General features: G+C 69.5%; 11 protein-coding genes. 6 read left to right on the top strand and 5 right to left on the bottom strand.

The features are described 5' to 3' along the window. Positions 1-11: 11 nt before the first annotated feature. From rffA to EV644_RS21065, 5 genes are read left to right on the top strand one after another with little or no spacing between them, the layout of a single operon-like run. Positions 12-1166, top strand: a complete 1155-nt coding sequence (gene rffA, locus EV644_RS21085) for a dTDP-4-amino-4,6-dideoxygalactose transaminase (protein WP_132190393.1) — start codon at positions 12-14, stop codon at positions 1164-1166. Then, positions 1163-1936 carry an N-acetyltransferase gene (locus tag EV644_RS21080; protein ID WP_132190392.1) on the top strand — a complete coding sequence of 258 codons (774 nt, stop codon included), beginning with the start codon at positions 1163-1165 and terminating at the stop codon, positions 1934-1936. Before rffA ends, EV644_RS21080 begins: the two co-directional genes overlap by 4 nt. A 60-nt stretch (positions 1937-1996) precedes the next feature. After that, on the top strand, positions 1997-4318 hold the full coding sequence (locus EV644_RS21075; RefSeq protein ID WP_132190391.1) for a glycosyltransferase family 2 protein: 2322 nt from the start codon (positions 1997-1999) through the stop codon (positions 4316-4318). Further along, the gene (locus tag EV644_RS21070) at positions 4318-5148 is read left to right on the top strand and encodes a hypothetical protein (RefSeq protein WP_132190390.1); all 831 of its coding nucleotides are present in this window, start codon (positions 4318-4320) and stop codon (positions 5146-5148) included. Before EV644_RS21075 ends, EV644_RS21070 begins: the two co-directional genes overlap by 1 nt. Beyond that, entirely contained in the window at positions 5141-6970 is a 1830-nt protein-coding gene (locus EV644_RS21065; RefSeq protein ID WP_132190389.1) for a hypothetical protein, read from the top strand. The genes EV644_RS21070 and EV644_RS21065 overlap by 8 nt, the downstream gene beginning before the upstream one ends. A gap of 44 nt (positions 6971-7014) precedes the next feature. Here the strand turns inward: EV644_RS21065 and EV644_RS21060 are convergent, their stop codons facing one another. From EV644_RS21060 to EV644_RS21045, 4 genes are read right to left on the bottom strand one after another with little or no spacing between them, the layout of a single operon-like run. Continuing rightward, positions 7015-8505: a class I SAM-dependent methyltransferase gene (locus EV644_RS21060; RefSeq protein ID WP_132190388.1), complete on the bottom strand. Its 1491-nt coding sequence runs from the start codon at positions 8503-8505 to the stop codon at positions 7015-7017. 4 nt (positions 8506-8509) lie between these two features. Next, positions 8510-9445, bottom strand: coding sequence for a glycosyltransferase family 2 protein (locus EV644_RS21055; RefSeq protein WP_255511341.1), 936 nt, complete (start codon positions 9443-9445; stop codon positions 8510-8512). A gap of 57 nt (positions 9446-9502) precedes the next feature. Next, positions 9503-10561, bottom strand: coding sequence for a pseudaminic acid synthase (gene pseI / locus EV644_RS21050; protein WP_132190386.1), 1059 nt, complete (start codon positions 10559-10561; stop codon positions 9503-9505). Continuing rightward, positions 10558-11082, bottom strand: coding sequence for a GNAT family N-acetyltransferase (locus EV644_RS21045; RefSeq protein WP_132190385.1), 525 nt, complete (start codon positions 11080-11082; stop codon positions 10558-10560). The genes pseI and EV644_RS21045 overlap by 4 nt, the downstream gene beginning before the upstream one ends. A gap of 85 nt (positions 11083-11167) precedes the next feature. On the opposite strand from EV644_RS21045, the gene EV644_RS21040 reads away from it, so the two are divergent. After that, the gene (locus EV644_RS21040) at positions 11168-12745 is read left to right on the top strand and encodes a glycoside hydrolase family 10-like protein (RefSeq protein ID WP_132190384.1); all 1578 of its coding nucleotides are present in this window, start codon (positions 11168-11170) and stop codon (positions 12743-12745) included. Here the strand turns inward: EV644_RS21040 and EV644_RS21035 are convergent, their stop codons facing one another. Beyond that, positions 12746-15184, bottom strand: a complete 2439-nt coding sequence (locus EV644_RS21035; protein ID WP_132190383.1) for a hypothetical protein — start codon at positions 15182-15184, stop codon at positions 12746-12748. Between the last annotated feature and the right edge of the window lie 156 nt (positions 15185-15340).

The following is a 15340-nucleotide window of genomic DNA, read 5'->3' as shown; positions in this document are numbered from 1 at the left end:
GCTCCCCGCCTATGCCGGACCTGTCGCCGATCCCTTTCGTCAAGGCATACGTGGCGGGTGACGAGCTCGTCTACGTGAACCAGTCCTTCTCCTCGGCCGCGGTCTCCGGCGACGGCCCGTTCACCGCCCGGGCGACGGAGCTGATCACCAAACTCACCGGTGGCGTCGGCTCGCTGCTGACCACGTCGTGCACCCACGCGCTGGAGATGACCGCCCTGCTGCTCGACCTGGAGCCGGGGGACGAGGTGATCATGCCGTCGTTCACTTTCGTCTCCACCGCGAACGCCTACGCGCTGCGCGGCGCCGTACCGGTGTTCGTGGACATCCGGCCGGACACGCTGAACCTCGACGAGACGCAGATCGAGGCCGCGATCACCGAGCGGACCAAGGCGATCGTGGTGGTTCACTACGCCGGGGTCGCCGCCGCCATGGACGAGGTGCTCGCGATCGCCGCGAAGTACGGGCTGCCGGTGATCGAGGACAACGCGCACGGTCTCGGCGGGTCGTACCACGGCCGCCCGCTCGGCTCGCTCGGGCTGATGGCGACGCAGTCCTTCCACGGCACCAAGAACGTGCATTGCGGCGAGGGTGGCGCGCTGGTCGTCAACGACACCGACCTGCTCGCCCGGGCCGAGGTGATCCGGGAGAAGGGCACCAACCGCGCCCAGTTCTTCCGCGGCCAGGTCGACAAGTACCGCTGGGTGGACATCGGGTCCAGCTATCTCCCGGCGGACCCGCTGGCCGCATTCCTGACAGCCCAGCTGGAGCACTTCGACGAGATCCACGCGCCACGGCTGGCGAGCTGGCAGCGGTACGACGAGGCGCTGGCCGAGTGGGCCGGGTCGCACGGCGTCGGCCTACCGACCGTTCCCGCGGGCTGCGTGCACCCCGCGCATATGTACTACCTGCTGATGCCGTCCCACGAGCACCAGCAGGGCCTGATCGCCCACTTGCGCGAGCGCAACGTCAGCGCGCCGTTCCACTACGTGCCGCTGCACTCGTCCCCGGCGGGCGAGAAGTACGGCCGGGTCGGGCCGGGCGGTTGCGCCGTCACAGACCGGGTCAGTAGCTCGTTGGTCCGGTTGCCGCTGTACAGCCAGCTCACCGAGGAGGAGCTGAACCGAGTGATCGACGGAGTGCACTCCTACCCGTTCGGTCCGGCATGAGCTGGTACGACGCCCTCGAGGCGGGCGAGCTGACGATCCGGCCGGGTGACTACGAGTCACGGCGGTTCGGCGTCGCCGTCGACCGGATCTCGATCTCGGCCTCAGCCGGTACGCCGCTGCCGGAGGTGCTCGCCGCGGTCGACAAGTCGACGGCCGACGTGGTGATCCTGCGCTACCCGGCCCGCGAGGTCTCCTGGTTCGCGGCGCTGGCGAGTGGTCCGCGGACAGCGCTGCTCGCGGACAGCCTCGTCTACTGGTCACTCCCTGTGGGCAAGGGCCGTCGCCCGGCGCCGCTGGCCGGGTTCGCCGCGATGCTCGAGCCGGCGGTCGACGACGATCTGGTGGACGACCTGGTCGGTGACATCTTCGGCGACTACGGGAACCACTACTGCGCCAACCCGCTGTTCGCTCGGACCCAGGCGCTCGCGGGGTACCAGGAATGGGCCCGGCGCAGCGTCGAGGACCAGGGCGCGGTCGTACTGCGAGGCCCGGACCGGCGGGTGCTCGCTCTGGCCACGGTGGACCAGCAACGGTCGTGGACCGAGATCGAGCTGGCCGGCGTGGTTCCGGCCGAGCAGGGCCGTGGCCGGTACGGGCACCTGCTCGCGGCCGTCGAGGATGCCGCAACCTCCCGTCGGCTCGTCATTTCCACCCAGGGCCACAACACCGGGGTACAAAGAGCTTGGGCGCGTTATGGGTTCGAGCCGATCCACACGCTGCTGACGGTTCATCTGGTCGGGCCCGACCTACCCCTGGCAGCGCGACAGTAGCCGGAGACCGGCTGCTAGCATCATTGACCGAATTCGTCTGAGCCGAGGAGATACACGGTTGTGACGCCACGGCTGAGCGTGGTTGTGCCTTTCTACAACGTCGGTGACTACATCGGGGACTGCCTCGATTCGATCGCACGGCAAACCTGGACGGATTTCGAGGCGATCCTCGTCGACGACGGATCCCCGGACGACAGCGCGGCGATCGCCAAGGACCTGTGTTCCCGCGACTCCCGGTTCCGGATCGTCGAGCAGGACAACCAGGGCCTCGGCCCGGCCCGCAACACCGGGGTCCGGCACGCCCAGGGCGAGTATCTGACCTTCGTCGACAGCGACGACCTGGTCAGCCGGCACGGGTTCGAGCGGCTGGTCCGGTCGCTGGACGAGACGGGGTCGTCCTTCGCCGGCGGGAACGCGCGGCGCTTCAACAACAGCGCCGGGGTCCGGCCGTCGTGGATCCACGGGCTGCCGTTCGCGAAGAACCGGATCGCCAGCCACGTGCTGGAGTCGCCCGACCTGATCCTGGACCGGATGGTCTGGAACAAGGTCTACCGGCGCTCCTTCTGGGACGAGTACGGCTACGAGTTCCCCGCGATCCGGTACGAGGATTACCCGGTCACGCTGAAGGCGCACCTGGACGCGGTCACCGTGGACGCGCTGGCCGCCCCGGTCTACTACTGGCGGGAGCGGGAGTCGGGCGAGTCGATCACCCAGCAGAAGTTCCAGTTGAGCAACCTGGAGGACCGGGTCCGCTCCGCCGAACTGGTGATGGACCTGATCGACAGCGGCGCGTATCAGGGACTGGGCGAGATCCGGCGCCGGGTGCACTCGCACTTCACCCAGATCGACATGCTGACGCTGGTGATGGCGTTCGGCGCGGTGCCGCCCGCGGAGGAGCAGAACCTGGTCCTGCTGGCCTGCCGGTTGCTGGAGCGGCTGGACAACTCGGTTCTGGTCCGCGCGCACAGCTACGACCGGATCCAGCACTCCGCGCTCCGCGCCGGCGACGTGGACCTGCTGCGCCGGCTGGCGCACTTCCGCAACGAGGGTGGCCTTCGCGGTGGCGCCCGCGCAATCCCGAAGGCCGGTAGTCGGTGGCAGTTCGAGCACAACTACCCGGGCGTGCACGAGCAGAACACCGCCGTACCGCGCACCCTCTACGAATTGCCGAAGAAGGACCTGACGCTGGCGACGACCGTGCAGCGGGTCGCCTGGCAGGACGACGTGCTGTCGCTGCACGGGACCGCCGAGATCCGGCACCTGGAGACCACCGCGTCGTCCAGCCTGCGGATCGCGCTGGTCGTCGCGGGGAACCGTATCCCGCTGCCTGTCCGTCGGTACGCCGCGACGGACTCGCATGGTGACTCCTCCCTGGTCGGGTTCGAGGTGCGCCTCGACCGCCGCCTGCTGACGAAACTCGCGGACACGGCGGCCCCGGCGCACTTCGCAGTACGGATGAAGTCCGGGCGGCTGCGCGAGCACGGCAAGCTCCGCGGTCAGCGTGCGGGCAGTCCCGGCTGGCCGCCGGGCAACTGGATCGACGAGACCACCTGGGTCCAGCCCGGTCCCGGCGCGGACGGCGCCTTCGTCCTGCGGAAGATGGTCGACCCGTGCCGCATCACCTCGGCCGAGCAGACCTCCGACGCGCTCGTACTGCGGGGGCGGGTGCCGGCCGATCTGGAGGATCCGCGGCTGCAGGTGACCCGGGCGCTGTCCGGTCTGGGCCAGGTGCTGCCGCTCGAGTGGTCCGGGCGGGACTTCAGCGTGCGGATCCCGTTCGGCCCGATCATCGCCGAGACCAGCCCCGATGACCCGTTCACCCAGCGGACCACCTGGGCCTTCCGGATGCTCGGCTCCGGCGGCGACGAGAGGTTGCTGCTCTGGACCGCCGGCGACCAGGCGGTGAGCCACCTGGACCAGGGTCGCCTGGTCACGCTCACCCGATCCACCGGTGGGTACGTGAACCTGCACGAAGGCCCCGCCCGGGTGGTCGCCCAGCAGGCCGAGGTTGTTGCTGAGAGCAATGAACTGCGGATCGCCGGGTTGTTGACCGGCGGGGCCGCGTTCAGCTGGCGGCGGTTCCTGGAGGACTCCGACGAACACCTGGACGTCGCGTGCCGCAGTACCGTCTCGGCGTCCGGGGAGTGGGTGGCCTCTGTCGGGTTGTCCGAGCTGATTCCGGACGAGGTGGTCGCGCACTCCGTGGATCCCCTGGCCAGCTTGGCAGACTGGGTGTTGTTCGCCACGGCGGCGGACGGTTCTGCCCAGGCCGTGCAGTGTGAGCCGTTCCTTGCCAGCCGGTTGCCGATCGAGGTCGAGCAGGGCGGCCATGTCGCCGGTATCCGTCCGCACGCAGGAACACTTCACGTCGAGGTCCGCTGATGCATCACCACAACCACTACTACGGGCAAGCCCACATCCTGGCCCGGTACGCCGGTCTCGACGACCAGGCTCCGCCCCGGCTGCGCGGCTACCTGCAGCACGGCTGGAACATCGCGGACGGCTGGAACCCGGTGCACGAGTTCTTCGACGGCGCCTGGCGGTTCACCTGGAGTGACGCGCCGCGCCGCCGGGGGCACGCGCTCGGCCGGCGGAACTACCACAGCATCGGCGCGCCCTGGCTCTACCTGCTCGACCTGGAGCCGGAGCTCGGCGCGGTGCCGGAGGAGGAGCGCGAGGGCACGCTGTGGTTCCTCTTCCACGGCTGGGAGGGCGGCAAGATCCAGGGCGACCACAAGCGCCTGATCGACGAGATCCGCGAGACCGAGCCCGGCCCGGTCACCTTCAGCCTGTACTACACGGAGTACGAGCGGCCGGAGATCCGGAAGTCGTACGAGGACGCCGGGTTCCGGGTGGTGTCGTTCGGCCGCCGGGGCTTCTCGTACGAGGGCACGGACCCGCGGTTCCTCTACAAGCAGCTCACCGAGCTCCGTAAGCACAAGAGGGTGGCCGCGAACCGGCTGTCGACCGCGATCTTCTACGGCATCGCCGCGGGCTGCGAGCCCGCCGTGTACGGCGATCCGATGGAGATGGAGGGCGAGAACCCGCTGTTCGGCGGGCAGAGCCGGATCGCCAGGCTGTGGCCGGAGATGCTCGGCAAGGAGATCGACCTGGCCGCCGCCCGCGCGACCACGGACCTGGAACTGGGCGTGCCGTGGATGCTGCCGCCCGCGGAACTTCGGATGCTGTTCGATTGGAGAGAGCGTGTCTGACAACCAGCTGGCCGTCGATGTGGTTCGCGGTGAGATGCAACCGTGGAGCGACTACGACGGCAAGCGCGGGGCCGTCCAGGGACCGGTGCTGCGAGCACTGCTGGACGACGTCCTGCCTTCTGGGGCACGCACCCTCATCGTCGGGCCGCACAGCGCCGACCTGATCGACGTCGTCGTCGCCAGGTCGGCGAAGGCGACCATGCTGGTCCGGTCGGTCTCGGACGCCAACTCGCTGGCCGAGCGCTTCGGCGACGACCTGCAGGTCATCGCGGGCGCCCTGGACGGGATGGAGCCTGCCGCGTTCGAGGTCGTGGTTGCCGCCGACGGTCTGGATCGCGTCCTCGGCTATGACAGCGACGACCTGAACTGGTCCGCCCGCCTGGACGCCCTGGCCGCGGTCGCGTCGCCTGCAGCGGTCGTCGTTCTCGGACTGGAGAACGAGTTCTCCCTCACCAAGCTGCTGGATCGCCGCCTACCCCAGGACCGCCACGCCGACGACGACTGGCGACCGCTCCACGACGACCCCACTCGCCCGGTCTCCACCGGCCAGCTCCTTGCTGAGCTGTCGCGAGTGGGCTTCGCCGACGCCCACGCCTACGCGGCCTTCTCCGCCCAGGACACGGTCCTGACGTTGCTCGCCGCGGACACGGCCGCCGCCACCCGGCCGGGCGAACTACCAGCCCGCCTGGCGCTGGAGGCCCTGGAGACTGCCGCGGTCGCAGTACCGCTGCTGGCCCCGATCGCCGAAGGCGCCACCGCGGCCGCTCGGGCCGGCCTCCTCGCCTCCACCGCCCCCTCCTGGCTGGCAATCACCACCACCCCGGCCCACCACCCCGTTTACGCCCAAGCCTCGGGCCACACCACCGTCCTCACCGCCGACACCGCCGCAGCCGGCTGGTCCATCACCACGGACCAGCTGGGACTCGGCGCCGCGGCAGGCGATGAAGCCGGCTTTGCTGCAGCCCGCGCCGCCTCTGGTGACGCTTCCGCCGCGGCAGCGCCGGTGGTGTTCGACCTAGGGGCCGTTCCCGGGAGTGTGCCGAGTGGGATCACTGTGGAGACTCAGCTGCTTCGGTTGGCTGCTGCTGAGGATGTGCCGGGGTTCCGGGCGTTGGCTGCTCGGCTCGGTGAGTGGGCTCGGGCCCAGGACTCGGCGCGGCTGGTGCTGCGGTGGGATGACGTGGTGGTCGATGGGGATGGCTTCGCGGCCGGCGTCTCGCCGTGGGTGACTGCTGGTGGCGAGAGCGCCGCGGATGTGTTGGCCGCTGCTTGGTGGCGGTTCCACGATCGGCTGATCGGTGGGCACCGGCGTCACCCGTGGCCGCCGTGGATGGTCGGGGACGACCTGGTGTCCGCGTGGCTGGGGATGTCCGGTGTCGAGGCACCGGCTCCGGTCTCGGCGACGAAGCCGGAGACTACACCGGCCTCCGCCGCACAAGTTGCCCGAGGCAGGGAGTTGGCAGAGGCTCTGGCTTCTGCGCTGGGGATTCCGGCCGACGCCTCGCAGACTCCCGACGTACGGACGGCGCTGGCTGATGCTGAGCGGGCGCAGCAGGAAGTGTTCGAGCTGAAGGGGCAGATCTTCGGGCTCGAGCGGACGCTCGGGTTCCGGGACAAGGCGCTGAAGACGCGCGAGAACCGGCTCCGGGAGATGCGGCTGCAGGTGCAGAAGGTGAACGCGGAGCGCGCCAAGCTGCACGGCTCGCGCGCCTTCGCGGCCGTCACCGTGGTGCGCAACGTGGCGACGATCCGCAACCCGCGCGAGTTCGCCGGCAAGCTGAAGCGCCGCCTCAAGCGAATCCTCCGCAACCGACTCGGCTGACCGTCCGCGTCCGAAGAACCGCATCGGGGTTCTTCGGACGCGGGTCAGCGGCGGGCGATCAGCAGCTGGTGGGTGTCAGGCCAGTCGACGGGCGTCCCGTCGGGGCTGGTGAGTGAGGCGACCGGCGCGATCCGGTTGGTGATCACCCAGTCGTTGCGCCAGGGCTTCGAGGCCGGGTCGATGGTGAAGCCTGCCTGCTTCGCGATCTCGCACCAGCCGGTGAAGTCGAGCCCGCAGAACTGCTCGTGGGTCTCGCTCAGCCAGTTGTCGACGTAGTCCTTGCGGGTCAGGAAGTCCATCGCGTCCGCGAGCCGCAGTACCGGCTTGCCGCCGCGTTCGGAGTACTCGAAGGGCACGGACGCGTTCCGCCGGAAGTCGTGCGCGAACTGGAAGAACCTCGCCCTGGTGGACAGCGCGCCCACGTACGCCGCCGGATCGGCGAGCGCCTCGAGGTCGGTCACGTCGGCCGGGTTGGCGCCGTCACTGTCGTCGAGCTCCAGTACTACGGGCCGGTCGGGCTCGGCGGGTCCGCATACGTCCGAGTTCACCCAGACCCCGCCCGGCGCGGTGTGCGCGAACAACCCGTCGGCGAAGCGTTGCACCGTCGCCGGGCGCGACCCGTCGGCGTACGACCAGATCTCGTGGGTCAGCGCGAGTGTCAGCGTGGTGTCGATCGAGCGGGCCGGGAAGACCGCGGAGCCGAGCATGTTGCGCTGGTAGAAGTACACGTTCGGGTTCTGGAAGAGCCCTTGCTCCTTCTTGTGCACGCACTCGGCGTACAGGTGCCGGGCGACCTCGACGCCGATCAGGTCGGACTCGTGGAACCGCGGGTCCGCGTCCACCAGCTGCAGGGTGGCGCCGGTCGCGCAGCCGATGTCGAGGATCCGCCCGGGGCGGAGGAAGTCCTTGATCTGCTGCCACTTGCGGTCGGCGGCGGTCTCGAAGGCGTCCGCGTAGGTCTTGTAGTCGCGGGTGGTGGTGAGCCCGCCGTCGTCGCCGACCACCGGGTCGTTCACGCAGCGCTGGATCTGCGCGTCGAGCCGGTACCGGTCGAAGACGTCGGCCGTCGCCGGATGCGCGAGCTCCCGCCAGGTGTCGTTGCCTGCAGCAATCAGTAGCAGCACGTCCCACGGCCTGGGCTCGCCGGGCGGCTCGACGCCGATCACTGGGTAGCCGAGCCGCTCGTACAGCTTGGCGACCTCGGGGGTCGAGCAGGCGACGACGGTGTTGCCCGGATCCAGCTGGACCTGGTCGTCCGTGCCGGCCTCGACGGCCTTGATCGTCACGTCGGCGAAGTCGTCGGTCGCGTGCGTGTCGGTGACGCCGACCACCAGCGAACGGATCCCGGTCGCGACGCTGAACCGCTCGATCGCCGCCTCCCGCCGGTCGAACGGCACCGGGTTCCGCTTGGTTGTGTGGTGGTTCGAGGACGTCACCGCCCAGACGATCGTGGCGCCCTGAGCTGTCGCCTGCAGGAACTCGGCCTGGAACCGCGTCAGGACGTGGTGCCGCCCGGGGAACAGCAGGTACTCCATCGGGTCAGACGCCCTCACTCTTGATGTCCGGATGGGCGTCCACGTCGGTGCGTTCCCGGATCACGTAGGTCGGCCGGCCCATCGAGCCCGAGTGCAGCCGGCCGACGTACTCGCCGAGGACGCCGAGCGCGAGCATCTGGGCGCCGGAGAACAGCGCGACCATGGACGCGATCGTGGTGAACCCCGCGACCGTGGTCGCCCCGGTGGCGTACTTGTAGATGATCACCCCGAACAACCCGACGCCGAACACCGCGCAGATGAAGCCGAGATAGCCGACCAGCCGCAGCGGCTCCACGGAGTACCCGGTGATCAGCGTGAGCGCATGCTTGATCAGCATCCAGGTTGTGTAGTTCGACTGTCCGTCGGTTCGCTCCTCCATCCGGACCGTGGTCTGCGCGATCCTGGTGGTCGACCACGACAACGCCACGTCCACCGACGCATGCGGCCCGTCGAGTCCGTCGAACCCGTCCCGCAGGAAGGTCCGGAAGGCCCGGAAAGCGCTGATGGACCTGGCGTTGCGCACTGACATGGTCGACGCCATCGCCGCCTTGACCAGCCGCGACGAGAAGCTCCGGACCAGCCCGTGCTCCTCATCCGCCGGTACGCCGTACACGAGGTCGAGGTCGTCGGTCAGGGCGCGCAGCAGCACCGGCACCTGGTCGGCCGGGTGCTGCAGGTCGTCGTCCATCGTCACGACCACCTCGTACCGCGCGTTGCGGACGCCGGCGATCAACGCATTGTGCTGCCCGTAGTTCCGCGCGAGCCGCAGCGCCCGCGTCTCCGGGTACTTGTTCGCCAGCTCGCTCGCGACCTGCCAGGTGTCGTCCGGACTCCCGTCTACCACCAGCACGATCTCGAACCCGGCCGTCACCTCCGGCAACACCTGGTTCAGCTCATCCACCAACCGCGGCAACGTGGCACCCGACCGATAACAAGGCACCACGACGGAAACCAGCACAACAAACCTTCCCGGAGGGCGGAGGGGCGGCGGAGGGAGTTAGAGGACGTCCCAGGTGAGGGGGGTGCCGGCGGGGGCGTCGGTGCGGAAGGGGCGACCTTCGACGGAGCTGAAGGCGTCCGGGGGGAGGCCGCCGGCCGGGCGGACGGAGCGGACGTTGTCGGGGGCAACCTTCTCGCCGGCCTTGACGTCGCGGGTGATGTAGAGGGAGCGGCGGAAGCGCAGTACGTTCTGCTCGGCCTGCTTCGGGCCGATCAGCGGCTCGCCGAGGGCCTGCTGGGCGACCTTGGTGCCTTCGACCAGGAGCTTCATCTCGGCCGGTTCCAGCGAGAAGGCGGAGTCGACGCCGCCGTCCGCGCGGGACAGCGTCACGTGCTTCTCGATCACCGTCGCGCCGAGCGCCACCGCCGCGATCGACGCGCCGATCCCCATCGTGTGGTCCGACAGGCCGATCTGCACGCCGAGCGCGTCCCGCAGTACGGGGATGCCGCGGAGGTTGGACTGGTCGGCCGGGGCCGGGTAGCTCGCCGTGCACGAGAGCACGACGATCTGCTCGTTGCCGGTGGAGCGGGCCGCGCGGACCGCCGCGTCGATGTCGGTCAGCGTCGCGGAGCCGGTGGAGATGATGATCGGCTTGCCGGTCTCGGCCATCGCGCGGACCAGCGGCAGGTCGCCGATCTCGTTCGACGCGACCTTGTACGCCGGGACCTGCAACTTCTCCAGGAAGTCGATCGCGGTCGGGTCGAACGGCGACGAGAATCCCAGCATGCCGAGCGAGTTCGCCAGCTCGAACAGCGGCTCGTGCCACTCCCACGGCGTGTGGGCCTCGTCGTACAGGTCGTACAACCGGGCGCCGCCCCACAGTTCGTGCTCCGACGGCAGCCGGAAGGCGGGCAGATCGACGTCCAGGGTGATCGTGTCGGCGGTGTAGGTCTGCAGCTTGAGCGCCTGCACCCCGGTGTCCGCCATCGCGCGGACGATGTCCTTGGCCCGCTCGAGGTCGCCGTTGTGGTTGCCCGACATCTCCGCGATCACGAACGGCTGGTGCTCCGGTCCGACCGGGACACCGCCGAAGTCGATGGTCTTGCTGGCACTCATGAGTTTCCCTTCGGCTTGCGCCGGTTGTCTTTGAGAAGGCTGATCGGCAGCACGGTGATCTCGCGACCATCGGCGTACCGGGTCTGCGGCTCGCCCTCGGTGAAGCGGAACCGCCTGTTCATCTGCCGGACCACGGTGTTGTGCTCGAGCACCTCGCCGGTCAGCTCGTCCAGGCCGAGTTCGTCGAACGCGTACCCGGTGGCTTCGCTCATCACCTCGATCCAGGCGGGCAGTGTCTCACCTCGCTCGGCCAGGCCGTCGGCGTCGAGGAAGAACCCCCAGGCCCCGGTCCGCGGTGCCGCGTCGAGCTCCAGGTCGAAGAAGCTCACCACCCCGGCGACGGTGCCGGCGCGTTCGTAGATCAGCACCCGCCGGGTCGGGTCGACGCTCGTCTTGGCCCACCAGCCGGCGTGCTCGTCGGGGGAGATCTCGTGCGAGTTGACGCTCACCTCGCGGTTGGCCTGCTGGTTGCGCAGGGTCCGGATGAGGTCGACGTCGTGGTCAGTCGCCGTGCGCAGCATGTGCCAACCGTACCGACCCCTTCTACGCACGGCCCAACTGTGTAACTATTTTTCGACTTCATCCACGAATCAGTCGGAGAGTGACATGAGAGTCTGGCGGATCGTCGGCGTTCTCGGGGTGGCGGCAGCCCTGCTCACCAGCACCCTGCCCATTACTGCGGCCGGCGCGTCGGCGGTGCAGGCAGACTCGTCCTGTGCCCCCGATCCCAGTACTCCGTTGAGGCAGTTCCGCGCGACGTGGGTGTCGTCGGTGGTCAACATCGACTGGCCCTCGCGGACCGGGCTCACCGCGGCGCAGCAGCAGGCCGAACTGATCGGCTGGCTCGACGACGCCGTCCGGCAGCACCACAACGCCGTAGTACTCCAGATCCGGCCGACAGCGGACGCGTTCTGGCCGTCCAAGGTCGAGCCGTGGTCGCGGTACCTCACCGGTCAGCAGGGCGGGAACCCCGGCTACGACCCGCTCGCCTTCGCCGTGGCCGAGGCGCACAAGCGGAACCTCGAACTGCACGGCTGGTTCAACCCGTACCGGCTCTCGATGGGCACCGACCTCAACGCCCTGGTCCCGGAGCATCCGGCTCGGCAGCACCCGGACTGGGTCGTCACCTACGGCGGCAAGCTCTACTACAACCCGGGAATCCCCGCGGCGCGCAAGCTCGTCGAGGACGCGATCATGGACGCGGTCTCGGGCTACGACCTCGACGGCGTGCACTTCGACGACTACTTCTACCCGTACCCGGTGGCGGGCCAGGTCTTCGACGACGCGGCCACCTACGCGCAGTACGGGGCCGGTTTCCCGACGGTGGCCGAGTGGCGGCGGAACAACATCAACCTGCTGATCCAGGAACTGCAGCACCGGATCAAGGCGGCCAAGCCATGGGTGAAGTTCGGCATCTCGCCCTTCGCCGTCTGGCGGAACGCCGCGACCGACCCGCTCGGCTCCGACACGACCGCAGGGGTCCAGACGTACGACGACCTCGCCGCGGACACCCGTCGCTGGGTGCGCGAGGAGTGGATCGACTACATCGTGCCGCAGGTCTACTGGGCCGGCGGCTTCGCTCCGGCGGACTACAACAAGATCGTGCCGTGGTGGGCGGAGCAGGTCCGTGGCACCGATGTCCACCTCTACATCGGCCAGGCGACGTACAAGGTCGGCACCTCGACGCAGTCGCCGGACTGGTCCGACCCGGCCGAGCTGAGCGACCACCTGGCCTTCAACGCCACGATTCCCGAGGTCAGGGGCGACGTCTACTTCTCCGCCAAGGACGTGCGGGCCGACCGGCTCGGAGCGACCAGTCTGCTGAACAGCAACTGGTACACACGGCCGGCGTTGATCCCGGCGATGCCCTCGCTGGACTCCCGTGCGCCGCTGCCGGTGCGTTCGCTGCGCTCCGACAGGACCAGCACCGGGGTGCGGCTGCAGTGGCGGGCCACCTCGGCTGAGACCACGTCGTACGCGGTCTACCGGCGGGACCTGGCGGCCGGTGACTGGTGCGCGGACAACGACGCGCGCAACCTGGTCGCGACGCTGCGGTCGACCGGAGGCCAGCAGACGTACGTCGACACCGCAGCGGTCAAGGGGCATCACTACCTGTACTCCGTGACCGCCCTAGACCGCACCTGGAACCAGAGCCTGCCGATCCCGACGATCAGCGCGGGCTGATCAGAAGCTCCCACTGGAAGGCGGAGTCGGCGGAGTGAACCCGGGCGACGGCGTCTGCGAGGGGAAACCGACCTGGGGCTGACTGGGGAACCCACCCCGCGTCGACGGGAAACCGCCCGGCGTCTGGATCGGAAGCGCGCCCGGCGTCTGGGTCGGGAACCCGCCCGGCGGCTGCGACGGCGAGCCGCTCGGCGTCTGCGACGGAGAGCCGGACGGCGACCCGCTCGGGAACCCGGTCGGTGTCGGGGTCGGGCTGCCGGTCGGCGGCGGGAAGAGCTGGTAGACCCGGACGGTGCCGTACTCGAACCGGAGCTCCGTCAGGCGTTCCAGGTCCTCCGAGGGCTCGCCGACGCGCTTGTCGGCGAGCAACCACTGCACGCCGTACTTCGTCCGCAGCGTCTCCAGGATCTCCCGGGTCGGCGCCGTGAACGCCTCGTCGTTGAGCCGGCGCATCTCCTGGTCCCAGAAGGCTCCCTGGACCCGCTCGTCCTTCGTGTACGTGTCGTCCAGCCTGGTCGTGTAGGCCCAGCCCTCGAGCAGTACGCGCCGCTCGGCATACCCGGGGATCCAGTACGACCCGGTCAGGCACTTCTCCGCGCCGGCGTCCCGGCAGTGGATGTTGGTCGCGATCAGGTCGTTCGGCCCGGAGTTCCGTCGGATGAACCGGGCCGCCTCGATCCCACCCGGCGCCACCGACTCGTACGCCGTCAGCGGGGGCGTGGCGAAGTCCTGCAGGGACGCCAAGGTCGGGGACACGGTCATACCCAGAGCGACCGCGACCGCGATCACCGCCCAGGTCCGGCGGGCTCCGCGGACGAGCAGCCCGAGCACCCCGACACCGACCGCCGCGGTGACGAGCGCGACCGCCAGAGGCTGCGCAAGGCAGTCCGGGCCGCCGCAGGAGTCCTCGGAGCGATAGCGGCCCCAGTAGATCGCGGCGACTCCGATCAGCAGCGCCGGCCCGGCGACGTAGTACTGGCGACGGTCGAGTGAGCCCAGGCCCCAGGTGGCGAGCAGGACGCCGTAGATGAAGCCGCTGCGGATGAAGAACAACTGCGCCTGGCCGTCGTCGTACAGCAGACCGGTCGCGACGACAGCGCTAAGCAGAGAGACCAGCAGCATCACGGGCATCGGGTCGCGCGGGAGACGTCGCCGGATCAGGAGAGCGCCGGCGGCAGGCATCAGCCAGCCGATCGCCACGACGACGGCAACCACGACCAGGGCAGAAGTGGTCCGCTCGGTCGTCATCTCGTCGAGCAGGTGACGGAAGGTCTTGGCCGGCTCGAAGGTCACCATCGACGGAGTGCCGCGCAAGGCCACGAAGAACATGAGCAGGTAGGAGGCCGCCACTGCGGCCGCGAGCACCAGAGAACGCAGGTTGAGCCGTCCGGCGCGCACTGTCAGATAGACCCAAGCCGCAGCGAGCCCAGCGCCGTACACAGGCAGTGCTGAGGCTTTGGCGGTGGCCAGCGCCGCGATCAGGATCCCTGCGGCCACGAACAGCCCGGCGAGCTGTAGCCGTGTCTGTCCGGGCTTCCGCCGCAGCAGCAGGGCAGTGACAGCGATCAGAGGCAGCACCAGGACTGTGGAGAACGCCTGCGACGGGCTGGTCAGTTGGCCCAGGGAGAACGGGCTGTCGTTGTACAGCCGCCCAGTGATGGCCCACGGCCAGCCCGCAAGATCACCAGCGGCCACTGTGAGGCCCGCCGCGATCGGCGCGGCCACGGCCCGCCCAGTGAGCACCATGCCGACCGCAGCCGCAGCGAGGACCGTTAGGAGCAGAAGGGCGAGCGGCACGATCCGGAAGGTCAGCACGTCGAGCTCGATGCTGGTGGTCCAGTGCGCGGACGCGATGTGGTCGAACGCTCCCCAGTGACTGGTGAGCGGCCGCGCGAAGGCATACGGGATCTGCGGCGGGAAGTGGTGGGTCAGCTCGGCCGCGATGGACAGGTTGTACTGCGCATCCGAGTCCGGGCGGAGTGCGGCCGGGCCGTCCAAGGGGATCAGGCGGGAGCCGACCCGGACGAACCACGCGGCAGCGACTCCGACCGACACCATCACTCCGGCGATCGCCCACCACGGGGTCGGCCGGTCGGGCAGGCGGCGGCGCGGCAGCCCGCGGTACATGCCGCTGGCCAGAGCCGGCATCACCAGGACGATCAGCGGGATGTCGACCCATCTGCCGAGCGGGTAGAGGAGTGCCTCGACGGCCAGGCCGAACGTCGTCCCGAGCACCACGTCGACCGTGAACCAGCCGGTGCCGCCGGTGAGCCGTCGCCAGAAGACCGTGCCCGGGATGGCGATCACGATCAGCAGGTAGCCGAGGTACGCCGCGGACATCCAGATCGGGAGGTCCCGCAGGGCGAGGAACCAGGCCAGCGGCAGCACGGGCAGGCTCGCCATCGCGGCAAGGCGCGTCCCGCGTCCCGGTCTCGTCATCCCGTTCCTCTCGATCGCGTCCTTGCACACGGAAAGGGGGCCCCGGACGACGGAAAGTTCCCTGCTGATGGCAAATCGGGGCCTAGTGTATGAGCCGTTTACCCGACGGGCACTCCCGCCTACACTGAGTAGGCGAACTCCCCCCGGTCCGTCACG

Origin of the sequence: Kribbella orskensis (genome assembly GCF_004342085.1) — a bacterium.
In the GTDB taxonomy this organism is placed as follows: Bacteria; Actinomycetota; Actinomycetes; order Propionibacteriales; family Kribbellaceae; genus Kribbella; species Kribbella orskensis.
The sequence above is the reverse complement of the archived record's forward strand: the minus strand, read 5'-3'. Positions and strand labels throughout refer to the sequence as shown.

Excerpts from the sequence above, each read along its gene's own strand:
- rffA (WP_132190393.1), top strand. The coding sequence starts at position 12 with ATGCCGGACCTGTCGCCGATCCCTTTCGTCAAGGCATACGTGGCGGGT.
- EV644_RS21080 (WP_132190392.1), top strand. The coding sequence starts at position 1,163 with ATGAGCTGGTACGACGCCCTCGAGGCGGGCGAGCTGACGATCCGGCCG.
- EV644_RS21070 (WP_132190390.1), top strand. The coding sequence starts at position 4,318 with ATGCATCACCACAACCACTACTACGGGCAAGCCCACATCCTGGCCCGG.
- EV644_RS21060 (WP_132190388.1), bottom strand. The coding sequence starts at position 8,505 with ATGGAGTACCTGCTGTTCCCCGGGCGGCACCACGTCCTGACGCGGTTC.
- pseI (WP_132190386.1), bottom strand. The coding sequence starts at position 10,561 with ATGAGTGCCAGCAAGACCATCGACTTCGGCGGTGTCCCGGTCGGACCG.
- EV644_RS21045 (WP_132190385.1), bottom strand. The coding sequence starts at position 11,082 with ATGCTGCGCACGGCGACTGACCACGACGTCGACCTCATCCGGACCCTG.
- EV644_RS21040 (WP_132190384.1), top strand. The coding sequence starts at position 11,168 with ATGAGAGTCTGGCGGATCGTCGGCGTTCTCGGGGTGGCGGCAGCCCTG.
- EV644_RS21035 (WP_132190383.1), bottom strand. The coding sequence starts at position 15,184 with ATGACGAGACCGGGACGCGGGACGCGCCTTGCCGCGATGGCGAGCCTG.